Below are 26,033 nucleotides of genomic sequence, written 5' to 3'. Positions count from 1 at the left end.
GTCGACCCACCGGGTCAGATCGGGGTCATCTCGGCCACCAGCCAGTTGTCGCCGACGCGCTCCATCGACACGAGCACCCGGCTCGACGTCGAGGTCGGCGCAGGAGACTGCGTGCTCGTGGTGATCTGGTCGATGAACACGAGCAGTCGCGCCCGATCCGCGTCCCCGCTGACGTATCCGGCCTCCGCGATCCGCGCCCTGGTGCTCAATCCCTGTCTCTTCGATTCCGGCGCCACGGTGTTCGCGGCGAACTCGCGGAACCGGCCCGCGAACTCCCCCGTCGCGCCGCGTGCCGCCTCGTCGAGATCGGCGTCCACCGTCGCGGCGTCATAACTCAGCAGCGCCTCGATGTACCCAGGCGCGGCGGCCAGTGCCTCGCCGCGAGCCGACTCCCGTTCCGCTGCCGTCCGATTCGTCCACACCAGCCACGCCGTCACCAGCAGCGATGCGACAAGCAACAGGGCTGCCCCGGCACCCAGCACCCGACGTGCCCGCCCGCTCACGGCACGAACTCCACATTCGACATCCGCAGCCCGCCCTCCGTCTCGTCGATCGTCACCCGCAACCGGTAGCTGCGCGGCGTCGCCGTCGGGCTGTCCGCGTTGCCGACCCGTGCCGACGCCGCCACGATCACCACCGAGGAGTCCGCCGATTCACTCACCAGCGCGGCGGAATCGATCCGCCCGTCCGAATTCACCGCCGCGTCCCGGATCGACGCCGCGAGGCCGTCGGAGCCGTCGCTCAGCTCCTGCGCGAACGCACCGGTGCTCCGCTCGCGCAGTTGCTCGAGATCCTCGTCCGCGGAGTCGGTGTGCATGTCGATCAGGGCCAGCACTCCGTCCTCGGCGGCCTCGACCAGTTCGAGGCGATGTGACTCACGCGCGCGATCACCGAGGTAGGTCCCGGTCGCCACGACGGCGCCGGCCGCCAACGCGATCGCCGCCGCGCCGACCAACGCGGACAACAGGATTCGACGCCGTCCCCACGACGATCGGGCGCCGTCATCCGTGACGGACGGGTCCGGGACCGCCGTGTCGACCTCGGTCACGGCTGCGGTCCGGTCAGCAGCTGCTGCCACGGCTCCCCCGCAGGGGGCGCGGAGGCGGGGGCGAGGTCGGTGTGCCGGGCGCCCCCTGGGCCGGTGTACAGCTCGTCCGGCGCGTTGGTCCCGCTCGGGACGAACGGCTCGGGGCTGCGGCAGATCTGGGGGCTCGGCGCCCGCTTGCCGGGCACCTCCGTGCACGGGATGTTCCGGGATCCGCGCACCGCGAAGATCGAGTCCTGCGGCACCTTGCAGTACAGGTCCGGGGGCGTCTCGGGGACGCTCATCTGGGTGGGATCGCGCCGCTCGGAGGCGGGCAGGTACCCCGTCGAGCAGGCCGCCGGATCCTGCGCCTCCAGGTGGAAGTTGACGTTGGCGGCGCCGTCGGCCTGGCCGCGCTGCACCACCGTCTCCTGGGCGGCGATGAGCGGGGGCAGGATCACCAGGACCTGCTCGAGGGACGCGTTGTACGTCACCGCGACCTGCGAGGTGCTGGTCAGATTCGCCAGCAGCAGGGGCAGGGTCGGACGCAGGTCCTGGAACAGCGCGTCGGCCTCGTCGGCGAACCCGGGTCCCTTGTCGAGGACACCCCGCACCGACCCGTCGGCGGTGGCCAACTGGTCGCTCAGGTGCGCCACATTCGTGGTCCACTGCCGGATCTGATCGCCCGTCACCACCTGGGTCTCGAGCAGCGGGGCGAGTTGCTGCACCAGCGTGGTCGCGGGGGTGGTCGCCGCCGACGCCTGGTCGACGAACGAGGTGGTCGAGTCCAGCAGCCGCGCGAGATCCGGTGCCCGGCCAGCGAAGGCGGCCGCGGATTCGTCGATCACCGCGCGCAACTTGTCCTGCGGTACCGATTCCAGCATCGCCTTCGCCTGGTCGAGGACCGGGCCGATCTCCTGCGGCACGGTCACCTGCGTGGCCGCGATGACGTCGCCGTCGGCGAGGAAAGGCCCCGCGGTGCCGGCAGGCTGCAGGTCCAGGTACTGCTCACCGATCGCCGACACGCTGCGCACCGCGACCGCGAGGTCGCTGCTGGGCACCGGCACCGCGCTCTCCAGGGTCAACTCGGCGCGCACGCTGTCCGGGTCGAGGCGCACCTCCCGCACCCGGCCGACGGTGTCACCGCGGTAGGTGACGTTCGCATTGCGGTACAGGCCACCGGCATTCGGCAGTTCCACGGTCACCGTGTAGCGGCCGATACCGAGCGCCGTCGGGACCCTCAGGTAGGAGACCGCGGCCGCGGTCATGCCGATCACCGCGATGACCGCGAAGATCGTCAACTGCGTGCGGACCATTCGCGTCAGGATCATCGACCGCTCCCCTGCTGGCCTGCCGCGGCCGTCAGCGGCGCGGTCATCGGGTTGGTGGGCCTGCCGTCGGACACGGAGGGCGGCGGACCGAACGGCGTGCCGAAGCCGAGCCCGGTCCGCAACCGATCCGAGGTCAGGTCCATCAACGCCCATAGATTCGTGTAGTCGCCGCGCATGCCCTGGTCGATCGCCGTCTGCGGGAACGGGAAGGTGCTGAGGTTGCCGAGGTTGTTGATCAGGTCCGGCCCCGCCTCGACGACCTTGGCCAGGGTGGGCTCCAGTGCCGCGAGATCGGCCTTGAGATCCTCGCGGCTCCTGTTCACGAGCTCGGTCCCGACGTCGCCGAATCTCCCGACCGCGTCGAGGGCAGCCGTCAGGTCGGCGCGCTGCGCGGCCAGCACCTCCATCGCCGGGTCCAGGGTCTCGAGGGCCTGACCGAGAACGTCTCGCTGAGTGGCGATCTCGCCCGCGAACAGGTCCAGGTTCGCCATGGTGGTCACCATCGCGTCCCGCTGCCGGTCCAGGATCTCGGTGAGCGAGTCCAGCTGCGGCAACAGGTCCCGCACCGCGTCCTGCCTGCCGTCGAGCGCCTTGTTCAGTTCGGTGGTGATGGTCTGCACCTGAGCGAGCCCGCCGCCGTTGAGGACGACGGACAGTGCGGTCAGCGCCTCCTCGGTGGTCGGGTACACCCCCGCCGAGGCCAGCGGGATCACGGACCCCTCTTCGAGCCTGCCCTCCGGCGCGACGTCGATCGGAGCCGCCAGCGCGATGTGCTTGGAGCCGAGCAGGCTGGTCTGGCCGATCTTCGCGGTCGCGTTGGCCGGGAGCTGTACCGAGTCCTCCAGCGACACGGTCACTCTCGCATGCCAGTTCTGCGTCTCGATCGAGCTGATGCTGCCGACCGTGACGTCATCGACGAGCACCGGCGAGTTCGGGCTGATCGTGGTGACGTCGGGCATCTCGATCACCACGGTGTAGCTCCCCTCGCCCCGGCCGGCCGCGCCGGGCAGGGCCACCGAGTTCAGCCCGCTCCATTGGCAGCCGGAGAGCAGCGTCGCGGCGGCCACCACCGCGCCGATCCCCCACGCGCGCTTCGTCATCGGGTCGACCTCCCGGGTGTCATCAGATCGGCCAGGTTCGGCGGCACCGGCACCGTCGGCATGGTCAGCGCCGGCATCGACGTGGCGGCCGCCGCCGGCTTCAACTGCGGTTCGCTGTACACCAACTGGTCCGGGGTGGCGCCGAGCGCACGCGTCGGATTGATGCTCAGGTCCGGGTAGTTGGCCCGGACGGTGTTCAGCAGCGGACCGAGGTACTGGGCGCACAGTTCCGCGCCCTTCTCGGAGGTCTCGTTCGCCAGGCCGGCGATGCCGCCGCAGATCAGGTCGATCGGGTTGCCGATGTTCTGGAAGGCGGGCACCCCGACCATCGCGCCCTGCGCAGGGCGATAGACGTTGTAGTAGTTCGACAGTGCGGTCGGCCCCAGGTGCAGCACCTTCTCGAGGCCGTCCTTCTTGTCCACCAGCACCTGCGACACGTCCGCGAGCGTGCGCACCTGTTCGGTCAGCCCGGCCCGGTTCTGCGCGACGAACCGCTGCACGTCGGCGATCGCGGTGTCCAACTGTGTCAGCGCGGGCGCCAATTGCGTTCGGCTCTCGGCCAGTACCCCCGTCACGGTCGCGAGGCGGCCCTGGAACTGCACGATCTGCTCGTTGCTGGCGGCCAGCGCGGTGGTGAACGCCTGCAGACCGCGGATCGTGCCGAACAGGTCGCCGCCGCTGCCGGCCAGGGTGCTCATCGCCCGCGACAGCTCCACCACCGACTCCCCCAGCGCGGCGCCGTTGCCCTGCAACGCGGTTCCGGCCCCGTCGAGCAGGTTCGCCGCGGGACCGCGATCATCCCCGCTCGGCCCCAACGCCTCCGCCGCCCGCCCCAACTCCTGCTTGACCCGGTCCCATTCGACGGGGACGGCGGTGCGATCGAGGCCGATCTCGGCACCGTCGGCCAGGGCGGGTGTCGAGTCCTCGGTCACCGCCGGGGTCAGCTGCACGAACCGGGCGGAGACGAGGGACTGGGCGACGATCACCGCCTTCGCGTCCGCCGCGACGGGCACCGAGCGATCCAGTTCGAGGCGCACCCGCATCCGGTCGCCCTCCGGGTCGATGCCGGTCACCCGGCCGACGTCGACCCCGACGACCCGGACGTCGTCGCCGACGTACAGGCCGGTGACGGAGGTGAAGTAGGCGGTCACCCGGTAGTGCCGGAAGTGGTCCACCGCAAGATAACCGGACGCCACGACCGCGGCAGCCAGCGCGAGGCCCACCCCGCCCACAGCCATCCTGCGCCAGGTGATCATCAGCGGACCTCCGGAATCGGCAGCGGCGCGGGCGGCAGCCCGAACATCGAATTGATCAGCGGCTGGGTGTACTGGGCGGGCATCAGGTTCTGGATGTACGCGTAGTAGAACGGCCCGCTGGCCACGGTGTCGCCGAGGGTGCCGACGTAGGTTCCCAACCCGTCGATGCCCTGCGCCAGGTTGTCCCGGTTCTTCTGCAGGATCCCCACCACGGTGTTGAGCTCGTCGAGGACCGGTCTCAACTGTGCCTCGTTGTCGCGCACCAGCCCGCTCAACTGGGTCGAGACCGCGGAGACGTTGGTGATCACCTCGGACAGGGCGCCCTGGCGCCGGACGAGCTCACCGAGCAGGGCGTTGCCGTCCACGAGCAACGAATTGACCTGCGGGCCACGCTCGGCGAGCAGTCCGGCCACGTTGTTCGCGTCGGCGAGCAGCGCCCGCAATGTCTCGTCGCGGCTGCTGAGGCTGGTGGAGATCCGGCCGACGCCGTCGAGGGCGGGCCGCAGGTTCGGGGCGCTGTCCGCCATCACCTTCCCCACCTCGTCCAGCGAGGCCGACAGCTGGTCGAGGTCGATGTCCTCCACGGTGGTCGTCAGGTCCCCCAGGACATCCGGCAGCGAGTACGCCGATCGGGTGCGTTCGAGCGGGATCTGCCCGCCGACCGGTATTCGGCCGTCGTCCGTCAGGTCGAGGGTGACCGCCCGCTTGCCGAGCAGCGACATGGTGGTGATTGCGGCGGCGGTGCTCTCCCCCATGCCGATCGACCCGTCGAGGGTGAATCCCACTCGGGCGCGCCCACCCTCGACACCGATCTCCGCGACGGTGCCGATCTTCACGCCCGCGGCGTTGACCTCGTCGCCGACGGCCAGCCCGCTGGCATCGTCGAACACCGCGCTGTAGCCCACCCCGGACTTCACGAACGGGAGGTTCTGGTACTGCAGCGCGGTCAGCACCACGGCCGCGGTGACGGCGAGACCGATCACCCCGACCCGCACCGCCTGTCCCTCCACCATGTTCCTCATCGCGGCGCACACCTTCCGGTCTTCTGGTCGACCAGGTCGACCGTGATCGGCCTGCCGTCGGCACCGTCGACCTTCATCGCGATCCCGCACAGGTAGAAGTTGAAGAACGAGCCGTACGCGCCGACCCGGATGAGCTGCCGGTAGTTCGCGGGCATCGATTCCACGATCCGGTTCAGCTCGCCCTGCTGCTCGATCAGTGGATCCAGGCTCGTGTTCAGCTCGGTCAGCGTGCCCGCGATGTTCGGCCGCGTGTTGGTGAGCAGGTCGGCGAAGGTGCCGGTTGCGGTGTTCACGCTCGTCACCGCGTTGCCGATCAGCTGACGGTCCGCATCCAGGCCGCTGACCAGTTGCTGGAGGTGGTCCAGGGTTCCGCTGAACTGCCCACCGCGAGTGCGCAGTTCGCTCAGTACCCCGTCGAGATTGTCGATCACGCGGCCGATCAGCTCGTCTCGGTCCGCCAGGGTGTTCGTGAGCGAGCCCGTGTGCGCGAGCACCGAGGTGACGGTCCCGGACTGCCCCTGGAACACCTCCAGCAACGACATCGACAGCGCGTTCACCTGCTCCGGGTCCAGGGCCTGGAAGAGCGGTTTGAAGCCGCCGAGCAGCGCGTCGAGATCCAGTGCGGGCGCGGTGCGTTCGACCGGGATGGTCGCGCCCTCGACGAGCGGCTCTGCGGTGCCCGGGCTGTCGAGCAGCTCGAGGTACCGGTTGCCGACCAGGTCCTGGTATCGCACCGCGGCCCTGGTCGCGACGGTCACGGTGTTCCCGGCGTCGACCGTGAACTCCACCTGTGCCCGGCGGTTCTCGCCGAGCTCGACCGCGCTGACCGCGCCCACCGGCACCCCCGCGATCCGCACCTTGTCGCCGGACTTGAGCCCGGACACGCTGGTGAACTCGGCGGCATACGCGCTCGCGCCTCCGCCGCGCACCTGCCCGAACACGAGGATCAGTCCCGCGTTCACCAGCAGCATCACCAGCACGAAGATCCCGAATTTGACGGTGTACCCCCGCACCTTGTGCCCCAGCACCGTCATCGGACCTCCGTCCCGAACAGGTAGCTCATCAGGTTCGCGGTCGGTCCGCTCGGCATGCCGCCGTTCGGCTGACGCTCCGGGGCAAAGGGATTCACCCCGATATCGGTGACCAGGAAGGGTGCGTTGACGTTCGGGTCGCGCAGTGGCAATCCCATGCAGTGTGGGCCGCCGGTCGCGGCGACCTTGGGCAGGTCGTCGGGGTAGCGGTAGGGCTCGGTGCCCGCGATCAGTCCGATCGACATCTTGATCCCCGGCTGGCCGTTGTACGCGCCGTCACCGATCTTCTTGCTCTCCTGCAGTCCGCGGAACATGCAGGGGATCACCGGCGAGTACTCCTCGAGGAGCACCATGGTCGGGCGCAGCAGCGAGACCACATCGACGGCAGCGTCCCGGTTCTGCGTCAGCACCTCGCCACCGGTGTTCGCGAGCCCGGTCACCTCGAGCAGCAACAGGTCCAGGTCCGCCTGCCGGTCCACCACGGTGTTCCCGGTGGTGGTCAGCGCCCCGAGCGAACGCATCAGATCCGGGGCAACCGTGGCGTAGGTGTCGGTCACGGGCGGCAGCTCGGTCAGCACCTGGTCGAGCGCGCCGCGGGCCGCCGCGAACTCGACCAGCGACGAGTCCGCCTGCCCGAGTGCGACACCGAGCCGGTCACCGCGCCCCTGCAGCGCGCTCGCCAAGGCGGCCAGCGTGGCGTCCAGTTTCTCCGGCTGGACGGTGCGCAGCACCTCGGTCAGGTTCTCGAAGACCGTGTTCATCTCCACCGTCACGTGCGAGGCATCGATGGTCGAACCCGCGGCGAGCCGCTCCGTGCTGGGATGCTCGGGCGGGGACATGCTCACGAACTTCGCCCCGAACGCGGTGTTCGAGGTGATCTGCACGTCGACGTTCTCCGGGATCGCGTCGAGCGCGTCCGGATCGATCAGTAGCGACAGCAGCGCGGTCGAGTCGTCCCCGTACGCGATCGACTCGACGGTGCCGACGGTCACGCCCGCCATCTTCACCCTGGCCCCCGAATCCATCACCAGGCCCGCGCGCTGAGCGACCACGGTCACCGGAACCCGGTCGGAGAAGGCCTGATCGAACATCGCCACCGCCAGTGCCACGACGCCGCCGACCGCGGCGACCAGCGCGAGTGCGGCCAGTTTGTACCCGTTCGTACGCATCTGCCTCCTAGCCGGACAGGTTGAAGTTGCCGGAGCCGCCGTAGATGGCGAGCGAGACGAGCAACGTCACCGCGACCACACAGATCAGCGACAGCCGAACCGCACGACCGACCGCGGTGCCGACCCCGGAGGGCCCGCCCGTCGCGTGGTAGCCGTAAAAGGTGTGGATCAGCATGACCAGCATCGCCATCGCGAGGACCTGCACGAACGACCACATCACATCGATCGGGTCCAAGAAGGTCGAGAAGTAGTGGTCGTAGAGCCCGGACGACTGGCCGAACAACACCACGGTGGTGAACCGGCCCGCCAGGAACGAGGCCACCAGCGCCAGCGAGTAGAGCGGCAGGATCGAGATCATGCCCGCGACCACCCGGGTACTGACCACGTACGGAACGGGACTGATCGCCATCGATTCGAGCGCGTCGATCTCCTCGCTGATCCGCATCGCGCCGAGCTGAGCGGTCGAACCGGCGCCGATGGTGGCCGAGAGGCCGATGCCTGCGATCACCGGCGCCGCGATCCGAACGTTGATGAAGGCGGAAAAGAACCCGGTCAGCGCCTCGACCCCGATGTTGCCCAGCGAGCTGAAGCCCTGGATCGCGATCGTGCCGCCGGAGGCCAGGGTGAGAAACCCGACCACCGCCACGGTCCCGCCGATCAGCGCCAATGCGCCTGTGCCCATGCTGATCTCCGCGATCAGCCGGAGCACCTCCTTGGGGTGCTTGCGCAGCGCCCACGGCACGTGCGCGAGCGCGCGGACGAAGAACACCGCCTGGCGGCCGATGTCGTCCACGGCTCGGGACAGGCCCGCCGCCCGGTAGCGGGCGCGGCCGAACTTGCCGGTCGTCGCGAGTGCCATCGGGTCAGCCCGCCGTCAGCCGGATGCCCACCGCGGTGACGATGGTGTTGACCACGAAGAGCGCCATGAAGGCATAGACCACGGTCTCGTTGACCGCCTCGCCCACGCCCTTGGGGCCACCGCGCACCGTCAGGCCCCGGTAGCAGGCGACCAGGCCGGCAAGCAGACCGAACAGCGCCGCCTTCACCATCGAGATCGCCACCTCCGGCAGGCCGGTCAGCAGCGTGATGCCGTCCGCGAACGCGCCGGGATTCACGCCCTGCAGGAACACCGAGAAGACGAAACCGCCGGCGATGCCGATCACACACACCAGCCCGTTGAGCAGTAGCGCGACCACAGTCGACGCCACCACGCGCGGGATCACCAGCCGGGTGACCGGATCGATGCCGAGCACCTCCATCGCATCGATCTCCTCGCGGATGGTTCGCGAACCGAGGTCGGCGCAGATCGCGGTGGCCCCGGCACCCGCGACGATCAGCACGGTCACCACCGGGCCCACCTGGGTCACCGCGCCGAGCGCGGCCCCGGCCCCGCTGAGGTCGGCCGCGCCGATCTCACGGAGCAGGATGTTGAGTGTGAAGCTGACCAGCACGGTGAACGGCACCGCGACCAGCACCGTCGGCACGATCGACACGCGCGCGATCATCCAGCTCTGTTCCAGGAACTCCTGGACCTGGAATCGGGTGCGTACCAACCCGACCGCGACATCCGCCCCCATCCGGTAGAAGTGGCCCAGCTCGCGCATCGGCCCCTTCAGCGTCGTACTCGCCACGAGCCCTCCCCTCGTCGTGTGCACGCCCTCCTAGTGCGCTACGGGACACCCAGACGCGCGGGTGCCGTAATCGACCTCGAAGCTCGTCACCCCGTTGATCCATCCGGACTGCAGGCGGCGAGGATCACCGAGCTTCGAGATGTCGGGCATGTGGTCTGCGATCTTGTTGAAGATCAAGTCCAACTCCATGCGGGCCAGATTGGCCCCGATGCAGTAGTGCGGCCCTGTCCCGCCGAAGGCGAGGTGCGGGTTCGGATCCCTGGTGATGTCGAAGGTGCGTGGATTGTCGAACACGTCTTCGTCGAAATTCGCGGACCCGTACAGAAGTACCACTCGCTGTCCCGCCTTGATGGCGGTTCCGCTGATTTCCGTGTCCACCAGCGCCGTTCGCTGCAGTGAGGTCAATGGCGACGCCCAACGGATGATCTCGTCCGCCGCGGTGCGGGGCCGCTCACGCTTGTACAGCTCCCACTGCTCGGGGTGCTCCATGAACGCCATCATGCCGAGCGTCGTCGCGTTTCGGGTCGTTTCGTTGCCCGCGACCGCGAGCATGATCACGAAGAAGCCGAACTGCTCGGGGGTCAGGGCCTCCCCGTCGACGTCGGCGTGCACGAGCGTGGAGATGATGTCCTCGAGCGGCTCCGTGCGGCGTGCCTCCGCGAGCTGGTAGGCGTACCCGAGGATCTGTGCCGACGCCATCCGTGACGCGCCCTCGAGGGTCTCGTCGTCATATCCGGTCATCTGGTTGGACCACTCGAAGAGCTGCTTCCTGGCCTCCTGCGGCACCCCGAGCAGCTCCGAGATCGCCTGCATCGGAAGCTCACTGGCAACCTCGGAGACGAAATCCCCGCTCGGGTTCGCCACCGCGGTGCGGGTGATCAGCTCTGCGCGCTCGTCGAGTGCGGCCCGCATCGACTCGACCGCGCGCGGGGTGAACAGCCGCGAGACGAGCTTGCGCAGCTGGGTGTGCTCGGGTGCGTCCTTGTTGATCAGGACGTTCTTGGTCACCTCCAGCTCCTCGGCGGAGATGTCGTCCTGGTGCCGCGGGATCGACCCGTTCACGTGGTTCGAGAAGTGCTCGGGGCGGCGCGAGATGTCGCGCACGTCGGCGTGTCGCGAGACCACCCAGCAACCGCCGTCGTGAAAGCCGCCGGTGCCGGAGTCCTGCTCGTTCCACCACACCGGGGCGCAGCGGCGCAGTTGCGCGAACTCGGCGAAGGGCACGCGTTCGCCGTACAGCTTGGGGTCGGTGACGTCGAAGCCCTTCGGCAGATCGAGCGCCGGGACGTGCAGATCGGTCATGGCAGGCCTTTCGGGTGCGAGGTCAGTCGATTCGGTGATCGGGCGCGCGGCCGGCCGCATGGTCCTTGGCCCAGCGGTAGTCGGGCTTGCCGCTCGGCGTCCGCTCGACCTCCGCGGCGATCCAGAACGATCGCGGGATCTTGTAGCCGGCCAGATGGCTGCGGGCGTGCTTCTCGAGGCTCTCGAAGTCGGGCGTGCCTGCGCGGGGGCACAGCACCGTGGCCACCCGGTTGCCCCAGCGCTCGTCGGGCACCCCGATCACGATCGCGTCGTACACGTCCGGATGGGCCTTGACGATCGCCTCGACCTCCTCCGCGAACACCTTCTCGCCTCCGGTGTTGATCACCATGTTGCCGCGACCGAGCAGGGTGATCGACCCGTCGTCCTCGATCCGGGCCCGGTCCCCCGTCACCACAGCACGCGCCCCGTCGATCTCGCGGAAGATCTCGGCCGACTTGACCGGGTCGTTGTAGTAGCCGAGCGGGACGTAGCCAAGCTTGGCCAGCCAACCCTCCCCGCCCGATCCCGGTGCGAGGACCCGGTTCTCGTCATCGACCACCACGGTGTGCCGGTGCGAGCCCACCTTGGGCCCGCCCTGCTGCTCGAACCCCTTCGTGGCGAATCCGATACCACCGAAGCCGGTCTCAGACGAACCCACCGAGTCCGAGATCATCAGGTTCGGGAGGGCCTCGAAGAACGCGTCCTTGACCGACGCGGAGAACAACGCCGCGCCCGAGGCCACCACGGCCAGGCTCGACGTGTCTGCGCTGGTGTTCCGGTACGCCTCGACGAGCGGCCGGCCCATCGCGTCGCCGGTGATGACCATCGCCGTCGGCCGGTGCCGCGCGACCAGGTCCCAGGTGCGCGCGGCGTCGAACTTCGCGTCGTAGATCACCGCGTTGCCCGCCAGCAGCGCGGTGAACGTCGGCATCAGCGCGGAGGTGTGGATCAGCGGCGGCAGGATCAGCATCCGGATCTGCTCGCCCGCCGCCCCGGTGCGGGACTGCTGGTACTCGTCCGCAACCGGTTCCCCGGTGAAGAAGTCGAGGCCGCCGCCAAGGACCCGCCACATGTCTTCCTGCCGCCACACCACGCCCTTCGGCATGCCGGTGGTGCCGCCGGTGTACAGGATGTAGACGTCGTCGCCGCTGCGTTCGTCGAAGGCGCGTACCGGCGACGCGGCGGCCAATGCTTCCCCGTACCGGACCGCACCAGGGACGAGCGTCGGGGCGTCGACGGCGGCCGGCGCGAGCTCGTCCGGCACCTCGACGAGATGCCGGATCCGCGGCATGGCGGGTGCGACCTCCGCGACCCGCTCACCGAAGCCGCGGTGATAGACCACCGCATCCAGGTCGGCGTCGTCGTAGAGGTACGCCAATTCGTCGGCCGTGTAGCGATAATTGACGGTCAGCGGCACCGCCCGGATCTTGAAGGCCGCCAGCACCGCCACCATGGTCTCGATCGAGTTGTGCATCTGGATACCGACGTGTGCTCCCGCGCCGAGCCCGACGGACTCGAGATGGTGGGCAAGCCGGTTCGCGTGCTCGTCCAGCTCGCGGTAGGTCACCTGCCCGTCCCCCGCGATCACGGCGACGCGGTCGCCCATGGCGTCGACGGCGTGCTCGAACAGGTCCGCGAACGTATATGCCATGCGAGTCCTTCCAGCGTTGGGCGCTCAGATCACCGTGAGCGGCAAGGGGATTCCACGATCGGTGAACGCAAACCCGGCCCCGGTACTGACCCGGGTGATGGCGACCTCGACACACTCCGGCGCGGGTTCGTCCGCGGTCACCACCTCGACGAGGAGTGCGTGATCGTCCTCCGAGAGCACCCGGACCGTGAACCGGGGGTCGACCCCGCGGACCAGCGCCTGCAGCGGCTCGAGGTGGTCGCCGTCGATCAGGGTCGGCCAGCCACCGTCGGCGTCCGCCGGGCCGCCTCGGCCCAGCTGCAACTCCAGTCGGCCGCCGCGCAGCCGGATGTCGCTGTCCACGTACTGCTTCGGGTTCAGCAGCGGATGCAGCGCCAGCACCTCGGCGAGGCCCTCCAGGTCACGCGGCAGCCCGAGCGCATCGCGGATCCGCTGCGCGGCCACCCCCGCGATCCCGGTGAGTTGCTTGCGGGTGATCTCGAGCGCCTTGTCCTCCTCCGCCCTCTTGCGGACGGCGAGGAGGAACCCCAGCGCGAGCAGGTGGTGCTGCAGGCAGACCTCCTCCGCGATCCGCACCAGGGCCGAATGCGAGAAGTCCGCGAAACGGACGTCGGAGAGCAACGGACCCGCGTAGTCGTGGGCGCCCTCACCGGTGCGGTCGATGGGGCTCAGCTCCACCGCGTTGGCCGCGGTGCGGCCGATCTGCTTGGTGTGCGCGGCCATCTGGGGCGGCACGTGCGACGGGTCGATGACCACCGTCCACGCGCAGTGCGGCGCGCGATCCGTCGGCCGGCGGGGCGGCCGGTGGATGGGCCGCACCTGCGCGTGCGGGTTGGTGGCCAGCGCGGTCGCATCGAAGGTGGGGTCCTCGATGTCATGGCACATCGTCGTCACGTACTCGTCGCCGAGCGGCTCGACGTCCATCAGCGCCCCGCAGTGGTCCAGCCAGAACTCGCCGTGTGAAGGATCGTCGACCCGGTACCGGAAGTCCATGAACTGGGGCGGTGCCCCGATGTCGAACTGCAGCCCCTTGAAGATGGTGACCACGTCGTCGCCCTCGTACCCCAGCGCCCTCTGCATCCGGCGCGTGTACCAAGGGCTCGACGCCTGCCACTCCTCGATCGCGACGGCCGCCATGCCCTCGCGCCCGAAATCGACGATCAGGTGCGCCATTCCCGAGCGATCGATCAGCTGACCACAGAGCAGCAGTTCCGGCACCAGCGTCGCCAGGTCGGCCCTCGACAGGGCCGCGAACGAATCGCCGACCGCCACCCCGCTCACCACAGTGGAACCGGGGCGGTGCCCGCCGGGTACCAGCCTGGGAGCTTCTCCCCGGAGACCGACCGCTGGATGCGCGCGTTCATTCCGTCCGAGAGCGCACCGTCGGTGATCATCTCCATGAACAGCGCCGAGACGTTTCCGAAGTCGAAGAAGTCGCGCTGCCAGGACCACTGGAAATCGCCGCCGTAGCGAAACCAGCTGCCGCCGATGCCGTGGACGGAGTAGTTGCTGCCGTCGGCGCGGGTGGCGTCGGCGATCTGTTTCCACAGGCCGATCACGTTGCCGCTGCGCTCGTCGACGACGAACTCCTGGTACGGGTACTGCCAGCCCTCGAGGCCGAACATCTCCTGGCCGAGCGCGATGTCACGGATCTCGTCGCGGCCGACGGCCATGAAGTCCTGCTGCGGGCCGTAGTTCCAGCCGTAGGTGGCATCCTCGGTGTACATCTGCGCCAACGGCTTCCAGTCGCCCGCGGCCTCGCACCGTTTGTTCTCCTCGACCCAACGCTGCACCATCTCGTCGAGTTCCGCGCGGTCGAACTGGGACATCATCGGTCTCCTTCTGATTCGATCACTCTCAGCGCACGGGTGGGACAGAACTTCACCGCGTTCTCCACGTCCGCGCGCAGGGACTGGGGCGGGTCGGTGTCGAGGATCTGCACCGTTCCGTGTTTGGGCACGGAGAAGACCTCCGGTGCCTCCATCTCGCAGGCCGCATGTCCCTGACACAGGTCCGCGTCGACCTCGATCCTCATCGAGTTCCCCGCCTGCGATACCGGACCCGGCACGGTTGCTCGAGCTGGACCACCATCTTGCTGTGGTCGTTCCGGTACGACTCCGACGGCTGCGACATCTCGAACTCGTAGTCCCGCAACAGAATCGAGAAGATCGCCTTGAGCTGCATCTGTGCGAACGCGGCCCCGACGCAGCGGTGCCTGCCGGCCCCGAACGGGATCCAGGTCCACCGGTTGACGATGTCCTCCTGGTTCGGATCGATGTATCGACCCGGATCGAAGTCGTCCGGGCGCGGGAAGTCCTCGGGGATCCGATTGGAGATGGCCGGTGTCGCCGCGACCAGGTTGCCCTCCTCGATCCGGTAGCCACCGACCTCGAAGTCGTCGCGCGCCAGTCGCAGCAGGATGATCAGCGGCGGGTGCAGCCGCAGGGTCTCCTTGACCACCGCCTCCAGCACCGGGATCTGTCGGAGCGCGTGGAAGCTGATGTCGGCGCCGTCCGAGTACAGCTCGTCGAGCTCGATCACCACCTGCTTCATCGCGTCGGGGTGCCGGAGCAGTTCGATCAGGCTCCAGGCCGCGGTGCCGGACGTGGTGTGGTGCCCCGCGAACATCATCGAGATGAAGATGCCGGTGATCTCGTCGGCGCTGAACCGCTCGGCACCGGACTCGTCCTTGATCGAGACCAGCACGTCGAGCATGTCCCGGTCTTCTCTGCCCTGCGGTGGGTTGGCGATCCGTCCGGTCATGATCTCCTGCACGAGCGCCACCAGCGCCAGCCGCGCCTCGTCGCGGCGCCGGAAGCTCTCGATCGGTGCGTACGGGTCGACGAATGCGAGCGCGTCTGTGCCCTGTTCGAGCTCGTGGTAGAGCTTGGCGAACCGGTCGTCGAGTTGGTCGCGGAACTTCTTGCCGATCAGGCAGGCCGACGAGGTGTAGATGGTCAGCTCCGCGAAGAAGTCGAGCAGGTCGATCTCGCCCTCGTCGCCCCAGCCGGCGACCATCGCCTGGACCTCGGCACCGATCGTCGCGGCGTGACCCTTCATCTGCTCACCGCGCAGAGCCTGGTTGTGCAGCATCTCCTTGCGCCGCTCCGGGCTGGCGTCGAACACCACGCCCTCCCCGAAGATCGGTTTCATGAACGGGTAGGCCGCCTGTTGGTCGAGGTCCTCGTCCGACGAGCGGAAGAAGAACTCGTTGGCCTCGGCCCCGGACAGCAGCACCACCTCGCGGTCCGCGAGTCGGAAGGTCCCGACATCGCCACACTCCTCACGAACCCGGCGCATCAGCGCGATCGGATCGGTGCGCAACTCCTCGAGGTGGCCGTGCTCGTGCTCGCCGCCGGACACGCGTTGGGGGGCTTGCGGACTCATCTCATCGCCTCCTTCGAGTCGGGGTGGTTCCCGGCTGCGCGTTCGCGTAGCGGCGCCTCGGGTTGGACCTCGATCAGCACCATGTGGGCGCCGCGCGGTGCCGACACCACAGCGACGACGGCATTGGCGATGTCGGAGGCGCGCAGGAAATACCCATGCCTGGCGAAGCCCCAGGTCTTCCAGGATTCGGCAAGTGGGCCGATGACCTCCGGGGTGGCATCCATCCCCATCCCGGTGAGCGTCGGCCCGGGTCGGACAATGGAGGCACGAATTCCGGTTCCCTCGAGCTCCATTCGCATCTGACGCCCCATCGCCTCGAGTCCGGCCTTGGCCGCGTCGTAGGCGCCCATCAGCGGCCGTTGACGGACCGCGCAGTCGGATCCGATCAGCACGAAGTCGCCGCGGCGCCGCTCCCGCATGCCGGGAATGATTCGGTGCGCCAGCCGTTGCGCACCGACCAGGTGCACCTCGACCTGCTTCAGGAATCGCTCGGGTTCCATCTGGTCGGCCGCGCCGAACTCGAGGTCGCCCGCGCCGGAGAGCACGATCTCGGTCGGTCCCAGCGTGTCCTCGGCGGCCGTGACGAACTCGTCCACCGAGGCACCGTCGGTGATGTCGAGAAAGTGTGCGTACGCCTCACCCCCGGCGTCGCGGATCTTCGCCGCGATCGCCTCGCACTCCGCCACGCGGCGGGCGCCCAGTGCCACCGGGTGGCCGAGCTCGGCGAGGGCGTAGGCGGTGGCGGTGCCGATCCCCGAGGACGCGCCGGAGATCACCGCGGGCCTGCGCTCCGGGTTGGGTTCGAATCGTGGCATCAGCGCACCTGCACCTTCACCGGGAGGGCGGCGAAGCCCCTGACGTTCGTCGAATGGACGCGCTCGATCCCGGATTCGTCGACCTCGAAATCGGTCACCTTCCTGGCGAACTCGGCGAGCGCGATGTTCGCCTCGAGCCTGGCCAGGTGAGCACCGAGGCAAAAGTGCACGCCACCACCGAAGCTCGCCAGCTTGTTGGTCGAGTTCCGGCCGATCTGGAACTCGTCGGCGTCCTCGAACACCTCGGAGTCACGGTTCGCGGAGCCGATCAGGAGCAGCATCTTCTCCCCCGCGGGCACCGTCTGGCCGTAGTACTCGAGATCCTCCGCGGTGGTCCGCGCGACGATCTGGCTCGACGTGTCGTAACGCAGCGTCTCCTCCACCCAGTCCGGTGCCCGGTTCGGGTCGGCGAGCACCGGCGCGACCTGTCCGGGATTGCGCGAACCCCAGTACAGCGCGTTGCCCAGCAACTTCGTGGTGGTCTCGTTGCCCGCCACCACCATCAGGAACATGAACCCGAGGATCTCCTCGTCGCTGAGCCGGTCCCCGTCGATCTCGGCTTCGAGGAGCGCGGAGGTCAGGTCCTCGGTCGCCGACCGCCTGCGCTCGGCGATCATGGCCCGGTAGTAGCCCATCAGGCTGATCGAGGACTCCACCGCGGCCTGCGGGACGTCCTGGACCCCGTCCTCCCGGTGCACCACCAGGTCCGCCATCCGTCGCAATTCCGCGCGATCCGGCGCCGGCACCCCTATCAGCTCGGAGATCACGTCCATCGGCAGCCTGCCCGCTACCTCGGCGATCCAGTCGAACTCTCCCGCCGCCAGTGCCGGCTCCAGGTACTGATCGGTCAGTTCCAGGATGCGACCCTCGAGCTCGGCCACCCGGCGCGGCGTGAATCCCCGAGAGACCAACTGGCGCAACCGCATATGCCTCGGATCGTCCATCGCGAGGAAGGACATCACCAGGTGCGCGTGCGGTCCGTACGCGGCAGGATCGAGCGAGACCCCGTTGGCGCTCGAGAGCCGGCGATTGTCCTTGAAGGCGTCGGCGACGTCGCCGTGCCGCGAGAGCGCCCAGAACCCGATGTCCGGATTGTGATAGATCGGCGACTCCTCCCGCAGCCGCTTGTACGTGGGGTACGGATCGTCGTGGAAGTCGTAGTCGTACGGATTGAACACCACCGGGGTGATCAGGGCTTCGGTCATGGTCGCTCCAGGATCAGTTTGGCGGAGGTTTCGAGTCGCTGAGCGAGCTCCGGGTAGGACCCGTATCCCATGCCCGCGCGCAGAAGGGCTCCCGCATAGAGGAGTTCGAGGGTTTCGAGCAGTTCGGGGTCGTGCCCAGGCCCCAGGGCCTGCCCGAGCCGGTTGTGGATCTCGACGCCGATCCGGCCGCGCAGGTGCTCGACGTCCGGATCGGCGCCGAGTAGCGCATTGGTCACCGCGGCGGACACCTCCGGCTCGTCGGCCAGCAACAGGGCAATGCCCCGCAGCACCGCCAGCACCCGCTCGGTGCGGTCCAGGCCGGTGCCGTCCGGTACCTCGGCGGTGTCGAGCCGACGCCAGAAGACCTCGGCGACGAGATGCTCCTTCGAGGAGAAGTAGGTGTACGCGGTCGCCGGACCGACACCCGCTCGCGCGGCCACCGCGCGCACGGTCAATCCGCCGAACTCCTGCTCACGCAGCACCTCGACCGCCGCACTGGCGAGCCGCTCGACGGTGTCGGCCTGCTTCTCGGTCAACCGCCTTCGGGTCGACTCGAAACTTCGACTGGACACATGTCTGGACATTACTACGGTCTCCCGTCCGGGACAACGATTTCGCCGCTCAGAGCCCGATCTTCATGCCCGCGCCGCCGTCCACTCGGAGTTGCTGACCGGTCACGTACCGGGACTCGTCGGAGGCCAGGTACACCACCGCGTGCGAGATGTCCTCGGGCTCGACCCACGGGATCGGCATCGCCTGCATGAACGGGAAGGTCAGCGCCGCATCCTCGGCGGTCGGGTTCTCGAGGTCGGGCCGGAACGTCTTGTACATCGGCGGACTCTGCAGCATGTCGGTGTTCACGTTCGTCGGATGGATCGCGTTGACCCTGATCGAACTCGGCCCCAACGTCAGCGCCAGAGAGCTCGTGTAGGCCTGGATCAGCTTCTTGGCCAACCCGTACCCGTCGCCGCCCGGACCCTGCATCGCCTGCTGGCCGTTGATCCCGGTCTGCGGCACCAGGCCTGCGACCGAACCGATCGCGATGATCGAGCCACCCTCGCCCAGGTACTCCATCGCCGCGTGCACGGTGTTCACCACGCCGACGAAGTTCACGTCGAAGGCGTCGACGAAGCCGGCATTCGGAATGTGGTTGCCCAGGGGGCAAATTCCCGCGTTGGCCACTACGACGTCAAGACCACCCAACTTGCCAACCGCCTCGGCCAGCACGGCTTCGACGGCCGCCCGGTCCCGAACGTCGACGCGGGCGGTGACGATCTTGCGCCCGATCTTTTCGACCAGACGCGCCGTCTCCTCCAGGTCGGCCTCGGTGGCGAGCGGGTATTCGTTGCTCGCGATGTCCGCGCACAGATCGAACGCGATGATGTCCGCGCCCTCTTCGGCGAGGTGGACCGCGTGACTGCGGCCCTGTCCCCGTGCTGCGCCGGTCACGAACGCGACCTTGCCTGCGACTCGATTCATCGGATCACTCCCTGCAATCGATGGAACGTTCGACGTTCTCCTACTGAAACCGTTGCGAGGTATCTCTGTGCGAACTATAGTCCAGACACCTGTCCAGATGTGGAGGAATTGAGCATGACGCTTCGTCCGACCGACAGTTCGGCCCTGCTGATCGACGGAAAGCTCGTCCCCGGCTCCGGCGGCACCTTCGAGGTGCTCAACCCCGCCACCGAGGAGGTGCTCGGATCGGCGGCCGAGGCCACCGCCGCCGACATGGACGCCGCCATCGCGGCCGCCCGCCTGGCGTTCGACGAGGGCACCTGGTCCCGTGACCACGCGTTCCGCGCCCGATGCCTGCGCCAGCTGTGCGACGCCCTGCAGTCGCACATCGAGGAGTTGCGCGAGGTGACCATCGCCGAGGTCGGTGCGCCCGCGATGCTGACCAACGGCCCCCAGCTCGAGGGCCCGGTCGAGGACCTGCGCTACTGGGCCGATCTGGCCGAAAGCTATTCCTGGGAACAGGATCTCGGTGCGGCGACACCGATGGGGATCCCCACCTCTCGCCGGCTGCTCAAGGAGGCCGTCGGGGTCGTCGGCGCGATCACCCCGTGGAATTTCCCGCACCAGATCAACTTCGCCAAGCTCGGACCTGCCCTGGCCGCAGGCAACACCGTCGTGCTCAAGCCCGCACCCGACACCCCGTGGTGCGCGGCGCTCGTCGGCAAGGTGATCGCCGAGGAGACCGAGATCCCTGCGGGTGTGGTCAACATCGTGACCTCCACCGACCACGCGCTCGGCGCGCAGCTGTGCACCGACCCCCGCGTCGACCTGGTCTCGTTCACCGGGTCCACCGCCACCGGCCGCGCGGTGATGGCCTCGGCGGCCGACAGCCTCAAGAAGGTGTTCCTCGAGCTCGGCGGCAAGTCCGCGTTCATCGTGCTCGACGATGCCGACCTGGCGGGCGCCTGTTCGGTCGCGGCCTTCTCGGTCTGTGTGCACGCCGGTCAGGGCTGCGCGCTGACCACCCGACTGCTGGTGCCGCGCGAACGCTACGACGAGGCCGTCGCCGCGACGGCCAAGACGATGTCCGGCATCCGCGCGGGCGATCCCGGCAAGCCGGGAACTGTCTGCGGGCCACTGATCTCCGCGCGCCAACGCGAACGGGTCGAGGGCTACCTCACCCTCGCCGTCGAGGAGGGCGGCACCATCGTCACCGGCGGCGGCCGCCCCGCCGACCAGGAGCGCGGATTCTTCGTCGAGCCGACCCTGATCGCAGGCGTGGACAACTCCGCACGGGTCGCTCAGGAGGAGATCTTCGGCCCGGTCCTGGTGATCCTCCCGCACGACGGTGACGACGACGCCGTCCGGATCGCCAACGACTCGCCCTACGGACTGTCCGGCTCGGTGTGGGGCACCGACCCGGAGCGGGTGAACCGCGTGGTCGCAGGCGTGCGCACCGGAACGCTCAGCGTCAACGGCGGGGTCTGGTACTCCGCGGACGCCCCGTTCGGCGGCTACAAGCAGTCCGGGATCGGCCGCGAGATGGGCGTGGCCGGCTTCGAGGAGTACCTGGAGACCAAGCTCGTCGCCTCCCCTGCCACCTGATCCAGACCCCCGACCGACGCACACAACCGAGGAGAACTTCAGATGGGACGTTTCGACGGACGCACCGCCATCGTCACCGGCGCGGCGCAGGGCATCGGCGAGGGCTACGCACGAGCACTCGCCGCCGAGGGCGCCAACGTGGTGGTCGCCGATCTCAACCGGGAGCTCGGCGAGACCGTGGCCAAGCAGATCACCGCGGACGGGGGCTCCGCCGCGTTCAAGGAAGTCGATGTGGCCGAGGCGGATTCGGCCCTCGCACTCGCCGACTTCACGGTCGAGCGGTTCGGCGGCATCGAGCACCTGGTCAACAACGCAGCGATCTACGGCGGCATGAAGATCGACTCGCTGCTCACCGTGGACTGGGATTACTACCGCAAGTTCATGAGCGTGAACATGGACGGCGCGCTGCAGGTCTGCCGGGCGGTGGTCCCGCACATGCGGGCCAATGGCGGCTCGATCGTCAACCAGTCCTCCACCGCGGCCTGGCTCTACTCGAACTACTACGGGCTGGCGAAGGCAGGCATCAACAGCCTCACCCAGCAGCTCGCCACCGAGCTGGGCTGGTCGAACATCCGCATCAACGCCATCGCGCCCGGCCCGATCGACACCGAAGCCACCCGCACCGTCACCCCCGGCAACATCGTCAAGGACATCGTGAAGCGAATTCCCCTGCAGCGCATGGGGACCACCGAGGACCTGGTCGGCATGTGCCTGTTCCTGCTCTCCGACGAAGCGGGCTGGGTCACCGGACAGATCTTCAACGTCGACGGCGGACAGGTGTACCGGTCATGACGGCGAACGACACCGACATCACGGTCGGCTACATCGGCCTCGGCAACATGGGCGCGCCCATGGCCACCCGGCTGCTCGACTGGCCCGGCGGACTGGTGGTGTGCGACGCGCGCCCCGAGGCCCTGGCACCGTTCACCGGCGCGGGTGCCACCGCGGCCGAGACTCCGGCGGCGGTCGCCACGCAGGCCCAGGTGATCTCGGTGACCGTCCTCGACGACGCACAGGTCCGGGACGTGGTCGACGGTCCCGATGGAATCCTCACCACCGCGGCGCCCGGCACGGTGATCGCCGTGCACTCGACGATCAGCGACCTCACCGCCGCCGACCTCGAGCGTCGCTGCCGGGAGCGGGGGGTCGACCTGGTCGACGCGCCCGTCAGCGGCGGCGCGCCCGGGGCCAAGCAGGGCAGACTCGCGGTGATGGTCGGCGGCTCCGAGGAGGCGTTCGCCGCGGTCAGCGGCCCGTTCGGACGCTGGGCCGAGCTGATCGTGCATGCCGGTCCGATCGGCGCCGGCACGCGGATGAAGCTGGCGCGCAACCTGCTCCACTTCGTCTCGTTCACGGCGGCGAGCGAGGCGCAGCGCCTCGCCGAAGCCGCGGGACTGGACATCCGAGAGCTCGGCAAGGTCGTCCGGCACACCGACGCGATCACCGGGGGTGCGGGCGCGATCATGTTGCGCGAGACCACCGCCCCGGTCGCCGAGGACGACTTCTGGCACCCCATCCTCGGGCATGTCCGCAACCTCGGTGAGAAGGACCTGTCCCTGGCGCTCGACCTCGGCGAACGGCTCGACGTCGACCTGCCGCTCGCCCGGCGGGCCCTCTCAGACCTCGGCCCCGGACTCGGGGTCGGGACCGGCGCACTGTCCGAATCTGCTACCAAGGAGCACGCATGACCGACGGGAACGGCAACGGCCTCAGCGAGGCGCGGGCACGCGGAGTCGCGATGATGAACCAGGTCTACGGCTGGGAGATGCCCGCCGACATCCCCGGCGACTTCTTCGCGGTCACCGCGGACCACCTGTTCGCCGACATCTGGACCCGGCCCGGGCTGAGCCTGCGCGACCGCAGACTCCTCCTGCTCGGCGCCATCACCGCGCAGGGCCAGGGCGACGTCGCGAAGATCCAGATCAACGCGGCGCTGCACAACGAGGAACTGACCGAGGAGCAGGTCGAGGAGGCGGCGATCTTCCTCTGCCACTACGTCGGGTGGCCGTTGGGCACCGGACTCAACAACGCCCTGATCGCCGTGAAGGCGGATCGTCGCAAGGCCGCCCGCGCCGCGGCGACGGCCGCCGAGGCGAACTCCACGGAAACCGCCACCGGCTGAGGCCGGACCGGAAATACTGCACTCAAGGCAACAACTCTCGAGAGAAGGACCCGATTCATGGCCGAGGCCACTCCCATCCGTCCGCAACCGGCCGACACCGTCGAGACCTGGCAGTACGAAGCCGACGTCGTCGTCGCGGGCTACGGCATCGCGGGCGTCAGCGCCGCGATCGAGGCCGCGCGTGCAGGCGCGGACGTCCTGGTGCTCGAACGGACCAGCGGCTGGGGCGGCGCCGCGGCGCTGGCCGGCGGATTCATCTATCTCGGTGGCGGCACCCCGCTGCAGCAGGCGCTCGGGTTCGAGGACTCCCCCGAGAACATGAAGGCCTTCATGATGGCGGCGCTCGGCCCCGGGGCCGACGAGGAGAAGATCACCGACTACTGCAACGGCAGCGTCGAACACTACAACTGGCTCGTCGACAATGGGGTGCCGTTCAAGGAGAGCTTCTACGGCCAGCCGGGCTGGGAGACCCCGTTCGACGACGGGCTGATGTACTCCGGCGGCGAGAACGCGGCGCCGTTCAACACGATCGCCAGCCCGGCGCCCCGCGGGCACGTCCCGCAGATGGCCGACAAGCGCACCGGCGAGAAGGGCGGCGGCTACATGCTGATGAAGCCGCTGGTGGAGACCGCCGAAAAGCTCGGCGTCCGTGCCGAATACGACATGCGCGTGCAGCGCCTGGTCGTGGATTACAGCGCCATTGGGCCCGAGGCTTCGCCCGAGGGGGAAGGCCGGGTCGTCGGGATCATCGCCAAGCAGTACGGCAAGGAGATCGCGGTCCGCGCCAGGACCGGGGTCGTGCTGGCCACCGGCAGCTTCGCCTACAACAAGGAGATGGTCCAGAACTACGCGCCGCGACTGATCGGCAAGCCCGGCGCGTCGATCGAGGAGCACGACGGCAGGGCCATCCAGATGGCGCAGGCACTCGGCGCCGACCTGGCACACATGGACGCCACCGAGGTCGCGTTCTTCGGCGACCCGCAGCTGATGGTCCGCGGCATCCTCGTCAACGCCCGCGGTCAGCGGTACGTCAACGAGGACACCTACCCGGGCAGGATCGGCCAGGAGACGTTGCTGCGCAACGACAACCAGGCCTACCTCATCATCGACGAGGCAGCCTACGAGGAGGGCGTCGCCGCCGACAGCTCGACGCCCTTCTTCCGCTTCCAGCCGAAGTGGGTGGCCGAGACGGTCGAGGAGCTCGAGTCGGAGATGGGCCTTCCCACCGGCACGCTGGTCTCGACCGTCGCGGTGTACAACCAGCACGCCGAGAACGGCGAGGACCCGGTGCTGGGCAAGAAGTCCGAGTGGTGCAAGCCGATCGGCTCCCCCGTCGCCGCGCTCGACCTGCGCAACTTCACCGCCGGGTTCACCCTCGGCGGGCTGCGGACCACGATCAACTCGGAGGTGCTGCACGTCAGTGGTGAGCCGATCCCCGGCCTGTTCGCGGCGGGCCGCTGCACCTCAGGTGTGTGCGCCGGTGGATACGCGAGCGGAACCTCGCTCGGCGACGGCAGCTTCTACGGTCGCCGCGCCGGCATCGCGGCCGCAAAGGGGTAACGCGGCTGTGCGACACCAGGTCAACCACGTCGGGCCTACCGGTATGCCGAGATCGGCTGACCATTCGCCAGCTGCTCCAGCCGATCCGCTGCGGTCGCCGCGCCACCCGCCGAGGCGAACGACTCCGCGATCCGACGAGCCCGCTCCCGATAGGAGGGCTCCGCGAGGACGGCACGCACTGCTTCGCGCAGTTCCGGTGGGCGTATCCGAGCAAACTTCACGCGAATACCGGCGCCGGCATCGACGACCTGCTGGGCGACGATCGGCTGGTCGTCGCGGATCGGGGCGACCACAAGCGGTAATCCGTGCGCAAGGGACTCGCACACCGTGTTGTGGCCCGCGTGCGTAACGACGGCGTCGACGTGGTCGAGCAACGAGAGTTGCGGCACGGACTCGCGCACCAACACGTGCGGCGGCGGCGACTCCAGCATGTCCGGTGGGGCCACGATGATCAGCTGCAACCGGTCACCTTCGTCGGCCACGGCGTCTACGAGGGTTCGGAAGAACCGCTCGCCCACGCCGACGTTCAATGTTCCCAGCGATGCCAGCACCGTTCGGCGCCCCGGATCGAGCCACTCCCATGGGAAGGGGATCGTGTCCGGTCTCGCCGTCAGAACCGGTCCCGTCAGCGCGTAGTGCGGCGGCAGCGAGTCCACCGAGCCGATCAGCGCCGCGGTGGAGTAGATCAGCACCAAGTGCTCGGACCAGCGCAGATCGACCGGATCGGCGACACCGTGAACTCGCTGGAAGCTGGTCATGCACTCGGTCACCCACTCCTCGACCTTGGGCATCGCAGCCAGCGGCCGTACCAGCTCGGAGGAGGTGATCGCAGAAGTTGCCCACGGCAGCCCGGCCCGCCGGGCGACGAGTGCGCCTGCGAGCGCCTGTTGATCGGACACCACGACGTCCGGGGCGAACGCATCGACGGCCGCTTCGACGGCCGGCAGCATCTGCTGTGCCAGCGGAACGAGGAACTCCTCCCAGAAGAATCTCAACTCCGCGGTCCCTCGGAGTTGCAGCCAACGTCCCGCGAGGGCGTGTAGGGCCTCTCCGGAGACGTCGTGCGCGACCGGGAACACGGCGGCGTGCGCAGGGAGCAGCGGGGTGAGCGCCTCGAGGTGGCCCACCCAGGAAACGTCGTGCCCGCGCTGCGTCAGCGCTGCACCCACGGCCACCGACGGGTTGATGTGCCCGGTCAGCGGTGGGACGACGAAGAGAAAGCGGCTCATGATGTGTCGCCCTTCAGCCGGGAGGGCGCGGGTGGGCACAGCCGACTACCAGATCCCGCGACGACTGGGTCCGCGTCATTCTGTCGCTCCCGAACCTGAAGTGCGCGCAGCAACTTCAGCAGTCTTCGGCCCCCG

At 68.8% G+C, this 26,033-nt stretch carries 26 protein-coding genes; 5 read left to right on the top strand and 21 right to left on the bottom strand.

What is annotated here, in order from left to right; translation table 11 throughout:
* Positions 1-14 precede the first annotated feature (14 nt).
* Genes ACFQS9_RS24200 through ACFQS9_RS24105 form a run of 20 tightly spaced genes read right to left on the bottom strand, consistent with a single transcriptional unit; the run spans position 15 to position 19,403 of the window.
* Positions 15-503 carry a hypothetical protein gene (locus ACFQS9_RS24200; protein ID WP_378409103.1) on the bottom strand — a complete coding sequence of 163 codons (489 nt, stop codon included), beginning with the start codon at positions 501-503 and terminating at the stop codon, positions 15-17.
* Positions 500-1,078: a hypothetical protein gene (locus ACFQS9_RS24195; RefSeq protein WP_378409102.1), complete on the bottom strand. Its 579-nt coding sequence runs from the start codon at positions 1,076-1,078 to the stop codon at positions 500-502. The genes ACFQS9_RS24200 and ACFQS9_RS24195 overlap by 4 nt, the downstream gene beginning before the upstream one ends.
* Positions 1,045-2,355, bottom strand: a complete 1,311-nt coding sequence (locus ACFQS9_RS24190) for an MCE family protein (protein WP_378409101.1) — start codon at positions 2,353-2,355, stop codon at positions 1,045-1,047. The genes ACFQS9_RS24195 and ACFQS9_RS24190 overlap by 34 nt, the downstream gene beginning before the upstream one ends.
* Positions 2,352-3,455, bottom strand: a complete 1,104-nt coding sequence (locus ACFQS9_RS24185; protein WP_378409100.1) for an MCE family protein — start codon at positions 3,453-3,455, stop codon at positions 2,352-2,354. Before ACFQS9_RS24185 ends, ACFQS9_RS24190 begins: the two co-directional genes overlap by 4 nt.
* Positions 3,452-4,711, bottom strand: a complete 1,260-nt coding sequence (locus tag ACFQS9_RS24180; protein WP_378409099.1) for an MCE family protein — start codon at positions 4,709-4,711, stop codon at positions 3,452-3,454. The genes ACFQS9_RS24185 and ACFQS9_RS24180 overlap by 4 nt, the downstream gene beginning before the upstream one ends.
* A complete protein-coding gene (locus ACFQS9_RS24175) occupies positions 4,711-5,733 on the bottom strand; it encodes an MCE family protein (RefSeq protein WP_378409098.1) in 1,023 nt (340 codons plus the stop codon). The genes ACFQS9_RS24180 and ACFQS9_RS24175 overlap by 1 nt, the downstream gene beginning before the upstream one ends.
* Entirely contained in the window at positions 5,730-6,767 is a 1,038-nt protein-coding gene (locus ACFQS9_RS24170) for an MCE family protein (protein ID WP_378409097.1), read from the bottom strand. Before ACFQS9_RS24170 ends, ACFQS9_RS24175 begins: the two co-directional genes overlap by 4 nt.
* Entirely contained in the window at positions 6,764-7,933 is a 1,170-nt protein-coding gene (locus tag ACFQS9_RS24165; protein WP_378409096.1) for an MCE family protein, read from the bottom strand. Before ACFQS9_RS24165 ends, ACFQS9_RS24170 begins: the two co-directional genes overlap by 4 nt.
* A 7-nt stretch (positions 7,934-7,940) precedes the next feature.
* Positions 7,941-8,792: an MlaE family ABC transporter permease gene (locus ACFQS9_RS24160; protein WP_378409095.1), complete on the bottom strand. Its 852-nt coding sequence runs from the start codon at positions 8,790-8,792 to the stop codon at positions 7,941-7,943.
* A gap of 4 nt (positions 8,793-8,796) precedes the next feature.
* Positions 8,797-9,537 carry an MlaE family ABC transporter permease gene (locus ACFQS9_RS24155; RefSeq protein ID WP_083576757.1) on the bottom strand — a complete coding sequence of 247 codons (741 nt, stop codon included), beginning with the start codon at positions 9,535-9,537 and terminating at the stop codon, positions 8,797-8,799.
* 57 nt (positions 9,538-9,594) lie between these two features.
* The gene (locus tag ACFQS9_RS24150) at positions 9,595-10,866 is read right to left on the bottom strand and encodes a cytochrome P450 (protein WP_378409094.1); all 1,272 of its coding nucleotides are present in this window, start codon (positions 10,864-10,866) and stop codon (positions 9,595-9,597) included.
* Positions 10,867-10,888: 22 nt separating this feature from the next.
* Complete coding sequence (locus tag ACFQS9_RS24145; RefSeq protein WP_378409093.1) at positions 10,889-12,517, bottom strand: acyl-CoA synthetase; 1,629 nt, start codon at positions 12,515-12,517, stop codon at positions 10,889-10,891.
* Positions 12,518-12,541: 24 nt separating this feature from the next.
* Positions 12,542-13,801: a hypothetical protein gene (locus ACFQS9_RS24140; RefSeq protein ID WP_378409092.1), complete on the bottom strand. Its 1,260-nt coding sequence runs from the start codon at positions 13,799-13,801 to the stop codon at positions 12,542-12,544.
* Positions 13,795-14,346, bottom strand: coding sequence for a Cif family virulence factor (locus tag ACFQS9_RS24135; protein WP_378409091.1), 552 nt, complete (start codon positions 14,344-14,346; stop codon positions 13,795-13,797). Before ACFQS9_RS24135 ends, ACFQS9_RS24140 begins: the two co-directional genes overlap by 7 nt.
* Positions 14,346-14,552, bottom strand: coding sequence for a ferredoxin (locus tag ACFQS9_RS24130; RefSeq protein WP_378409090.1), 207 nt, complete (start codon positions 14,550-14,552; stop codon positions 14,346-14,348). Before ACFQS9_RS24130 ends, ACFQS9_RS24135 begins: the two co-directional genes overlap by 1 nt.
* A complete protein-coding gene (locus ACFQS9_RS24125) occupies positions 14,549-15,904 on the bottom strand; it encodes a cytochrome P450 (protein ID WP_378409089.1) in 1,356 nt (451 codons plus the stop codon). Before ACFQS9_RS24125 ends, ACFQS9_RS24130 begins: the two co-directional genes overlap by 4 nt.
* A complete protein-coding gene (locus ACFQS9_RS24120; protein ID WP_378409088.1) occupies positions 15,901-16,719 on the bottom strand; it encodes an SDR family oxidoreductase in 819 nt (272 codons plus the stop codon). Before ACFQS9_RS24120 ends, ACFQS9_RS24125 begins: the two co-directional genes overlap by 4 nt.
* Positions 16,719-17,924 carry a cytochrome P450 gene (locus ACFQS9_RS24115; RefSeq protein WP_378409087.1) on the bottom strand — a complete coding sequence of 402 codons (1,206 nt, stop codon included), beginning with the start codon at positions 17,922-17,924 and terminating at the stop codon, positions 16,719-16,721. The genes ACFQS9_RS24120 and ACFQS9_RS24115 overlap by 1 nt, the downstream gene beginning before the upstream one ends.
* Complete coding sequence (locus ACFQS9_RS24110) at positions 17,921-18,508, bottom strand: TetR/AcrR family transcriptional regulator (RefSeq protein ID WP_378409086.1); 588 nt, start codon at positions 18,506-18,508, stop codon at positions 17,921-17,923. The genes ACFQS9_RS24115 and ACFQS9_RS24110 overlap by 4 nt, the downstream gene beginning before the upstream one ends.
* 37 nt (positions 18,509-18,545) lie before the next feature.
* Complete coding sequence (locus tag ACFQS9_RS24105; protein ID WP_378409085.1) at positions 18,546-19,403, bottom strand: mycofactocin-coupled SDR family oxidoreductase; 858 nt, start codon at positions 19,401-19,403, stop codon at positions 18,546-18,548.
* 114 nt (positions 19,404-19,517) lie between these two features.
* Here ACFQS9_RS24105 and ACFQS9_RS24100 point away from each other — a divergent pair, with 114 nt between their 5' ends.
* From ACFQS9_RS24100 to ACFQS9_RS24080, 5 genes are read left to right on the top strand one after another with little or no spacing between them, the layout of a single operon-like run.
* A complete protein-coding gene (locus ACFQS9_RS24100; RefSeq protein ID WP_378409084.1) occupies positions 19,518-20,987 on the top strand; it encodes an aldehyde dehydrogenase in 1,470 nt (489 codons plus the stop codon).
* A 42-nt stretch (positions 20,988-21,029) separates the two neighbouring features.
* On the top strand, positions 21,030-21,779 hold the full coding sequence (locus tag ACFQS9_RS24095; RefSeq protein ID WP_378409083.1) for an SDR family oxidoreductase: 750 nt from the start codon (positions 21,030-21,032) through the stop codon (positions 21,777-21,779).
* The gene (locus ACFQS9_RS24090; protein WP_378409082.1) at positions 21,776-22,675 is read left to right on the top strand and encodes an NAD(P)-dependent oxidoreductase; all 900 of its coding nucleotides are present in this window, start codon (positions 21,776-21,778) and stop codon (positions 22,673-22,675) included. Before ACFQS9_RS24095 ends, ACFQS9_RS24090 begins: the two co-directional genes overlap by 4 nt.
* Positions 22,672-23,109, top strand: coding sequence for a carboxymuconolactone decarboxylase family protein (locus ACFQS9_RS24085; protein ID WP_378409081.1), 438 nt, complete (start codon positions 22,672-22,674; stop codon positions 23,107-23,109). The genes ACFQS9_RS24090 and ACFQS9_RS24085 overlap by 4 nt, the downstream gene beginning before the upstream one ends.
* A gap of 57 nt (positions 23,110-23,166) precedes the next feature.
* Positions 23,167-24,669: an FAD-dependent oxidoreductase gene (locus ACFQS9_RS24080; RefSeq protein ID WP_378409080.1), complete on the top strand. Its 1,503-nt coding sequence runs from the start codon at positions 23,167-23,169 to the stop codon at positions 24,667-24,669.
* Positions 24,670-24,704: 35 nt separating this feature from the next.
* Here ACFQS9_RS24080 and ACFQS9_RS24075 read toward each other — a convergent pair whose 3' ends face one another.
* Positions 24,705-25,898 carry a glycosyltransferase gene (locus tag ACFQS9_RS24075; protein ID WP_378409079.1) on the bottom strand — a complete coding sequence of 398 codons (1,194 nt, stop codon included), beginning with the start codon at positions 25,896-25,898 and terminating at the stop codon, positions 24,705-24,707.
* Positions 25,899-26,033 lie beyond the last annotated feature (135 nt).

Source organism: Rhodococcus daqingensis (genome assembly GCF_042665615.1).
In the GTDB taxonomy this organism is placed as follows: Bacteria; Actinomycetota; Actinomycetes; order Mycobacteriales; family Mycobacteriaceae; genus Rhodococcus_G; species Rhodococcus_G daqingensis.
This window is presented reverse-complemented; position numbering and strand designations above follow the sequence as displayed.

Excerpts from the sequence above, each read along its gene's own strand:
- ACFQS9_RS24190 (WP_378409101.1), bottom strand. The coding sequence starts at position 2,355 with ATGATCCTGACGCGAATGGTCCGCACGCAGTTGACGATCTTCGCGGTC.
- ACFQS9_RS24185 (WP_378409100.1), bottom strand. The coding sequence starts at position 3,455 with ATGACGAAGCGCGCGTGGGGGATCGGCGCGGTGGTGGCCGCCGCGACG.
- ACFQS9_RS24180 (WP_378409099.1), bottom strand. The coding sequence starts at position 4,711 with ATGATCACCTGGCGCAGGATGGCTGTGGGCGGGGTGGGCCTCGCGCTG.
- ACFQS9_RS24175 (WP_378409098.1), bottom strand. The coding sequence starts at position 5,733 with ATGAGGAACATGGTGGAGGGACAGGCGGTGCGGGTCGGGGTGATCGGT.
- ACFQS9_RS24170 (WP_378409097.1), bottom strand. The coding sequence starts at position 6,767 with ATGACGGTGCTGGGGCACAAGGTGCGGGGGTACACCGTCAAATTCGGG.
- ACFQS9_RS24165 (WP_378409096.1), bottom strand. The coding sequence starts at position 7,933 with ATGCGTACGAACGGGTACAAACTGGCCGCACTCGCGCTGGTCGCCGCG.
- ACFQS9_RS24160 (WP_378409095.1), bottom strand. The coding sequence starts at position 8,792 with ATGGCACTCGCGACGACCGGCAAGTTCGGCCGCGCCCGCTACCGGGCG.
- ACFQS9_RS24155 (WP_083576757.1), bottom strand. The coding sequence starts at position 9,537 with ATGCGCGAGCTGGGCCACTTCTACCGGATGGGGGCGGATGTCGCGGTC.
- ACFQS9_RS24150 (WP_378409094.1), bottom strand. The coding sequence starts at position 10,866 with ATGACCGATCTGCACGTCCCGGCGCTCGATCTGCCGAAGGGCTTCGAC.
- ACFQS9_RS24145 (WP_378409093.1), bottom strand. The coding sequence starts at position 12,517 with ATGGCATATACGTTCGCGGACCTGTTCGAGCACGCCGTCGACGCCATG.
- ACFQS9_RS24135 (WP_378409091.1), bottom strand. The coding sequence starts at position 14,346 with ATGTCCCAGTTCGACCGCGCGGAACTCGACGAGATGGTGCAGCGTTGG.
- ACFQS9_RS24130 (WP_378409090.1), bottom strand. The coding sequence starts at position 14,552 with ATGAGGATCGAGGTCGACGCGGACCTGTGTCAGGGACATGCGGCCTGC.
- ACFQS9_RS24125 (WP_378409089.1), bottom strand. The coding sequence starts at position 15,904 with ATGAGTCCGCAAGCCCCCCAACGCGTGTCCGGCGGCGAGCACGAGCAC.
- ACFQS9_RS24120 (WP_378409088.1), bottom strand. The coding sequence starts at position 16,719 with ATGCCACGATTCGAACCCAACCCGGAGCGCAGGCCCGCGGTGATCTCC.
- ACFQS9_RS24115 (WP_378409087.1), bottom strand. The coding sequence starts at position 17,924 with ATGACCGAAGCCCTGATCACCCCGGTGGTGTTCAATCCGTACGACTAC.
- ACFQS9_RS24110 (WP_378409086.1), bottom strand. The coding sequence starts at position 18,508 with ATGTCCAGACATGTGTCCAGTCGAAGTTTCGAGTCGACCCGAAGGCGG.
- ACFQS9_RS24105 (WP_378409085.1), bottom strand. The coding sequence starts at position 19,403 with ATGAATCGAGTCGCAGGCAAGGTCGCGTTCGTGACCGGCGCAGCACGG.
- ACFQS9_RS24100 (WP_378409084.1), top strand. The coding sequence starts at position 19,518 with ATGACGCTTCGTCCGACCGACAGTTCGGCCCTGCTGATCGACGGAAAG.
- ACFQS9_RS24095 (WP_378409083.1), top strand. The coding sequence starts at position 21,030 with ATGGGACGTTTCGACGGACGCACCGCCATCGTCACCGGCGCGGCGCAG.
- ACFQS9_RS24090 (WP_378409082.1), top strand. The coding sequence starts at position 21,776 with ATGACGGCGAACGACACCGACATCACGGTCGGCTACATCGGCCTCGGC.
- ACFQS9_RS24085 (WP_378409081.1), top strand. The coding sequence starts at position 22,672 with ATGACCGACGGGAACGGCAACGGCCTCAGCGAGGCGCGGGCACGCGGA.
- ACFQS9_RS24080 (WP_378409080.1), top strand. The coding sequence starts at position 23,167 with ATGGCCGAGGCCACTCCCATCCGTCCGCAACCGGCCGACACCGTCGAG.
- ACFQS9_RS24075 (WP_378409079.1), bottom strand. The coding sequence starts at position 25,898 with ATGAGCCGCTTTCTCTTCGTCGTCCCACCGCTGACCGGGCACATCAAC.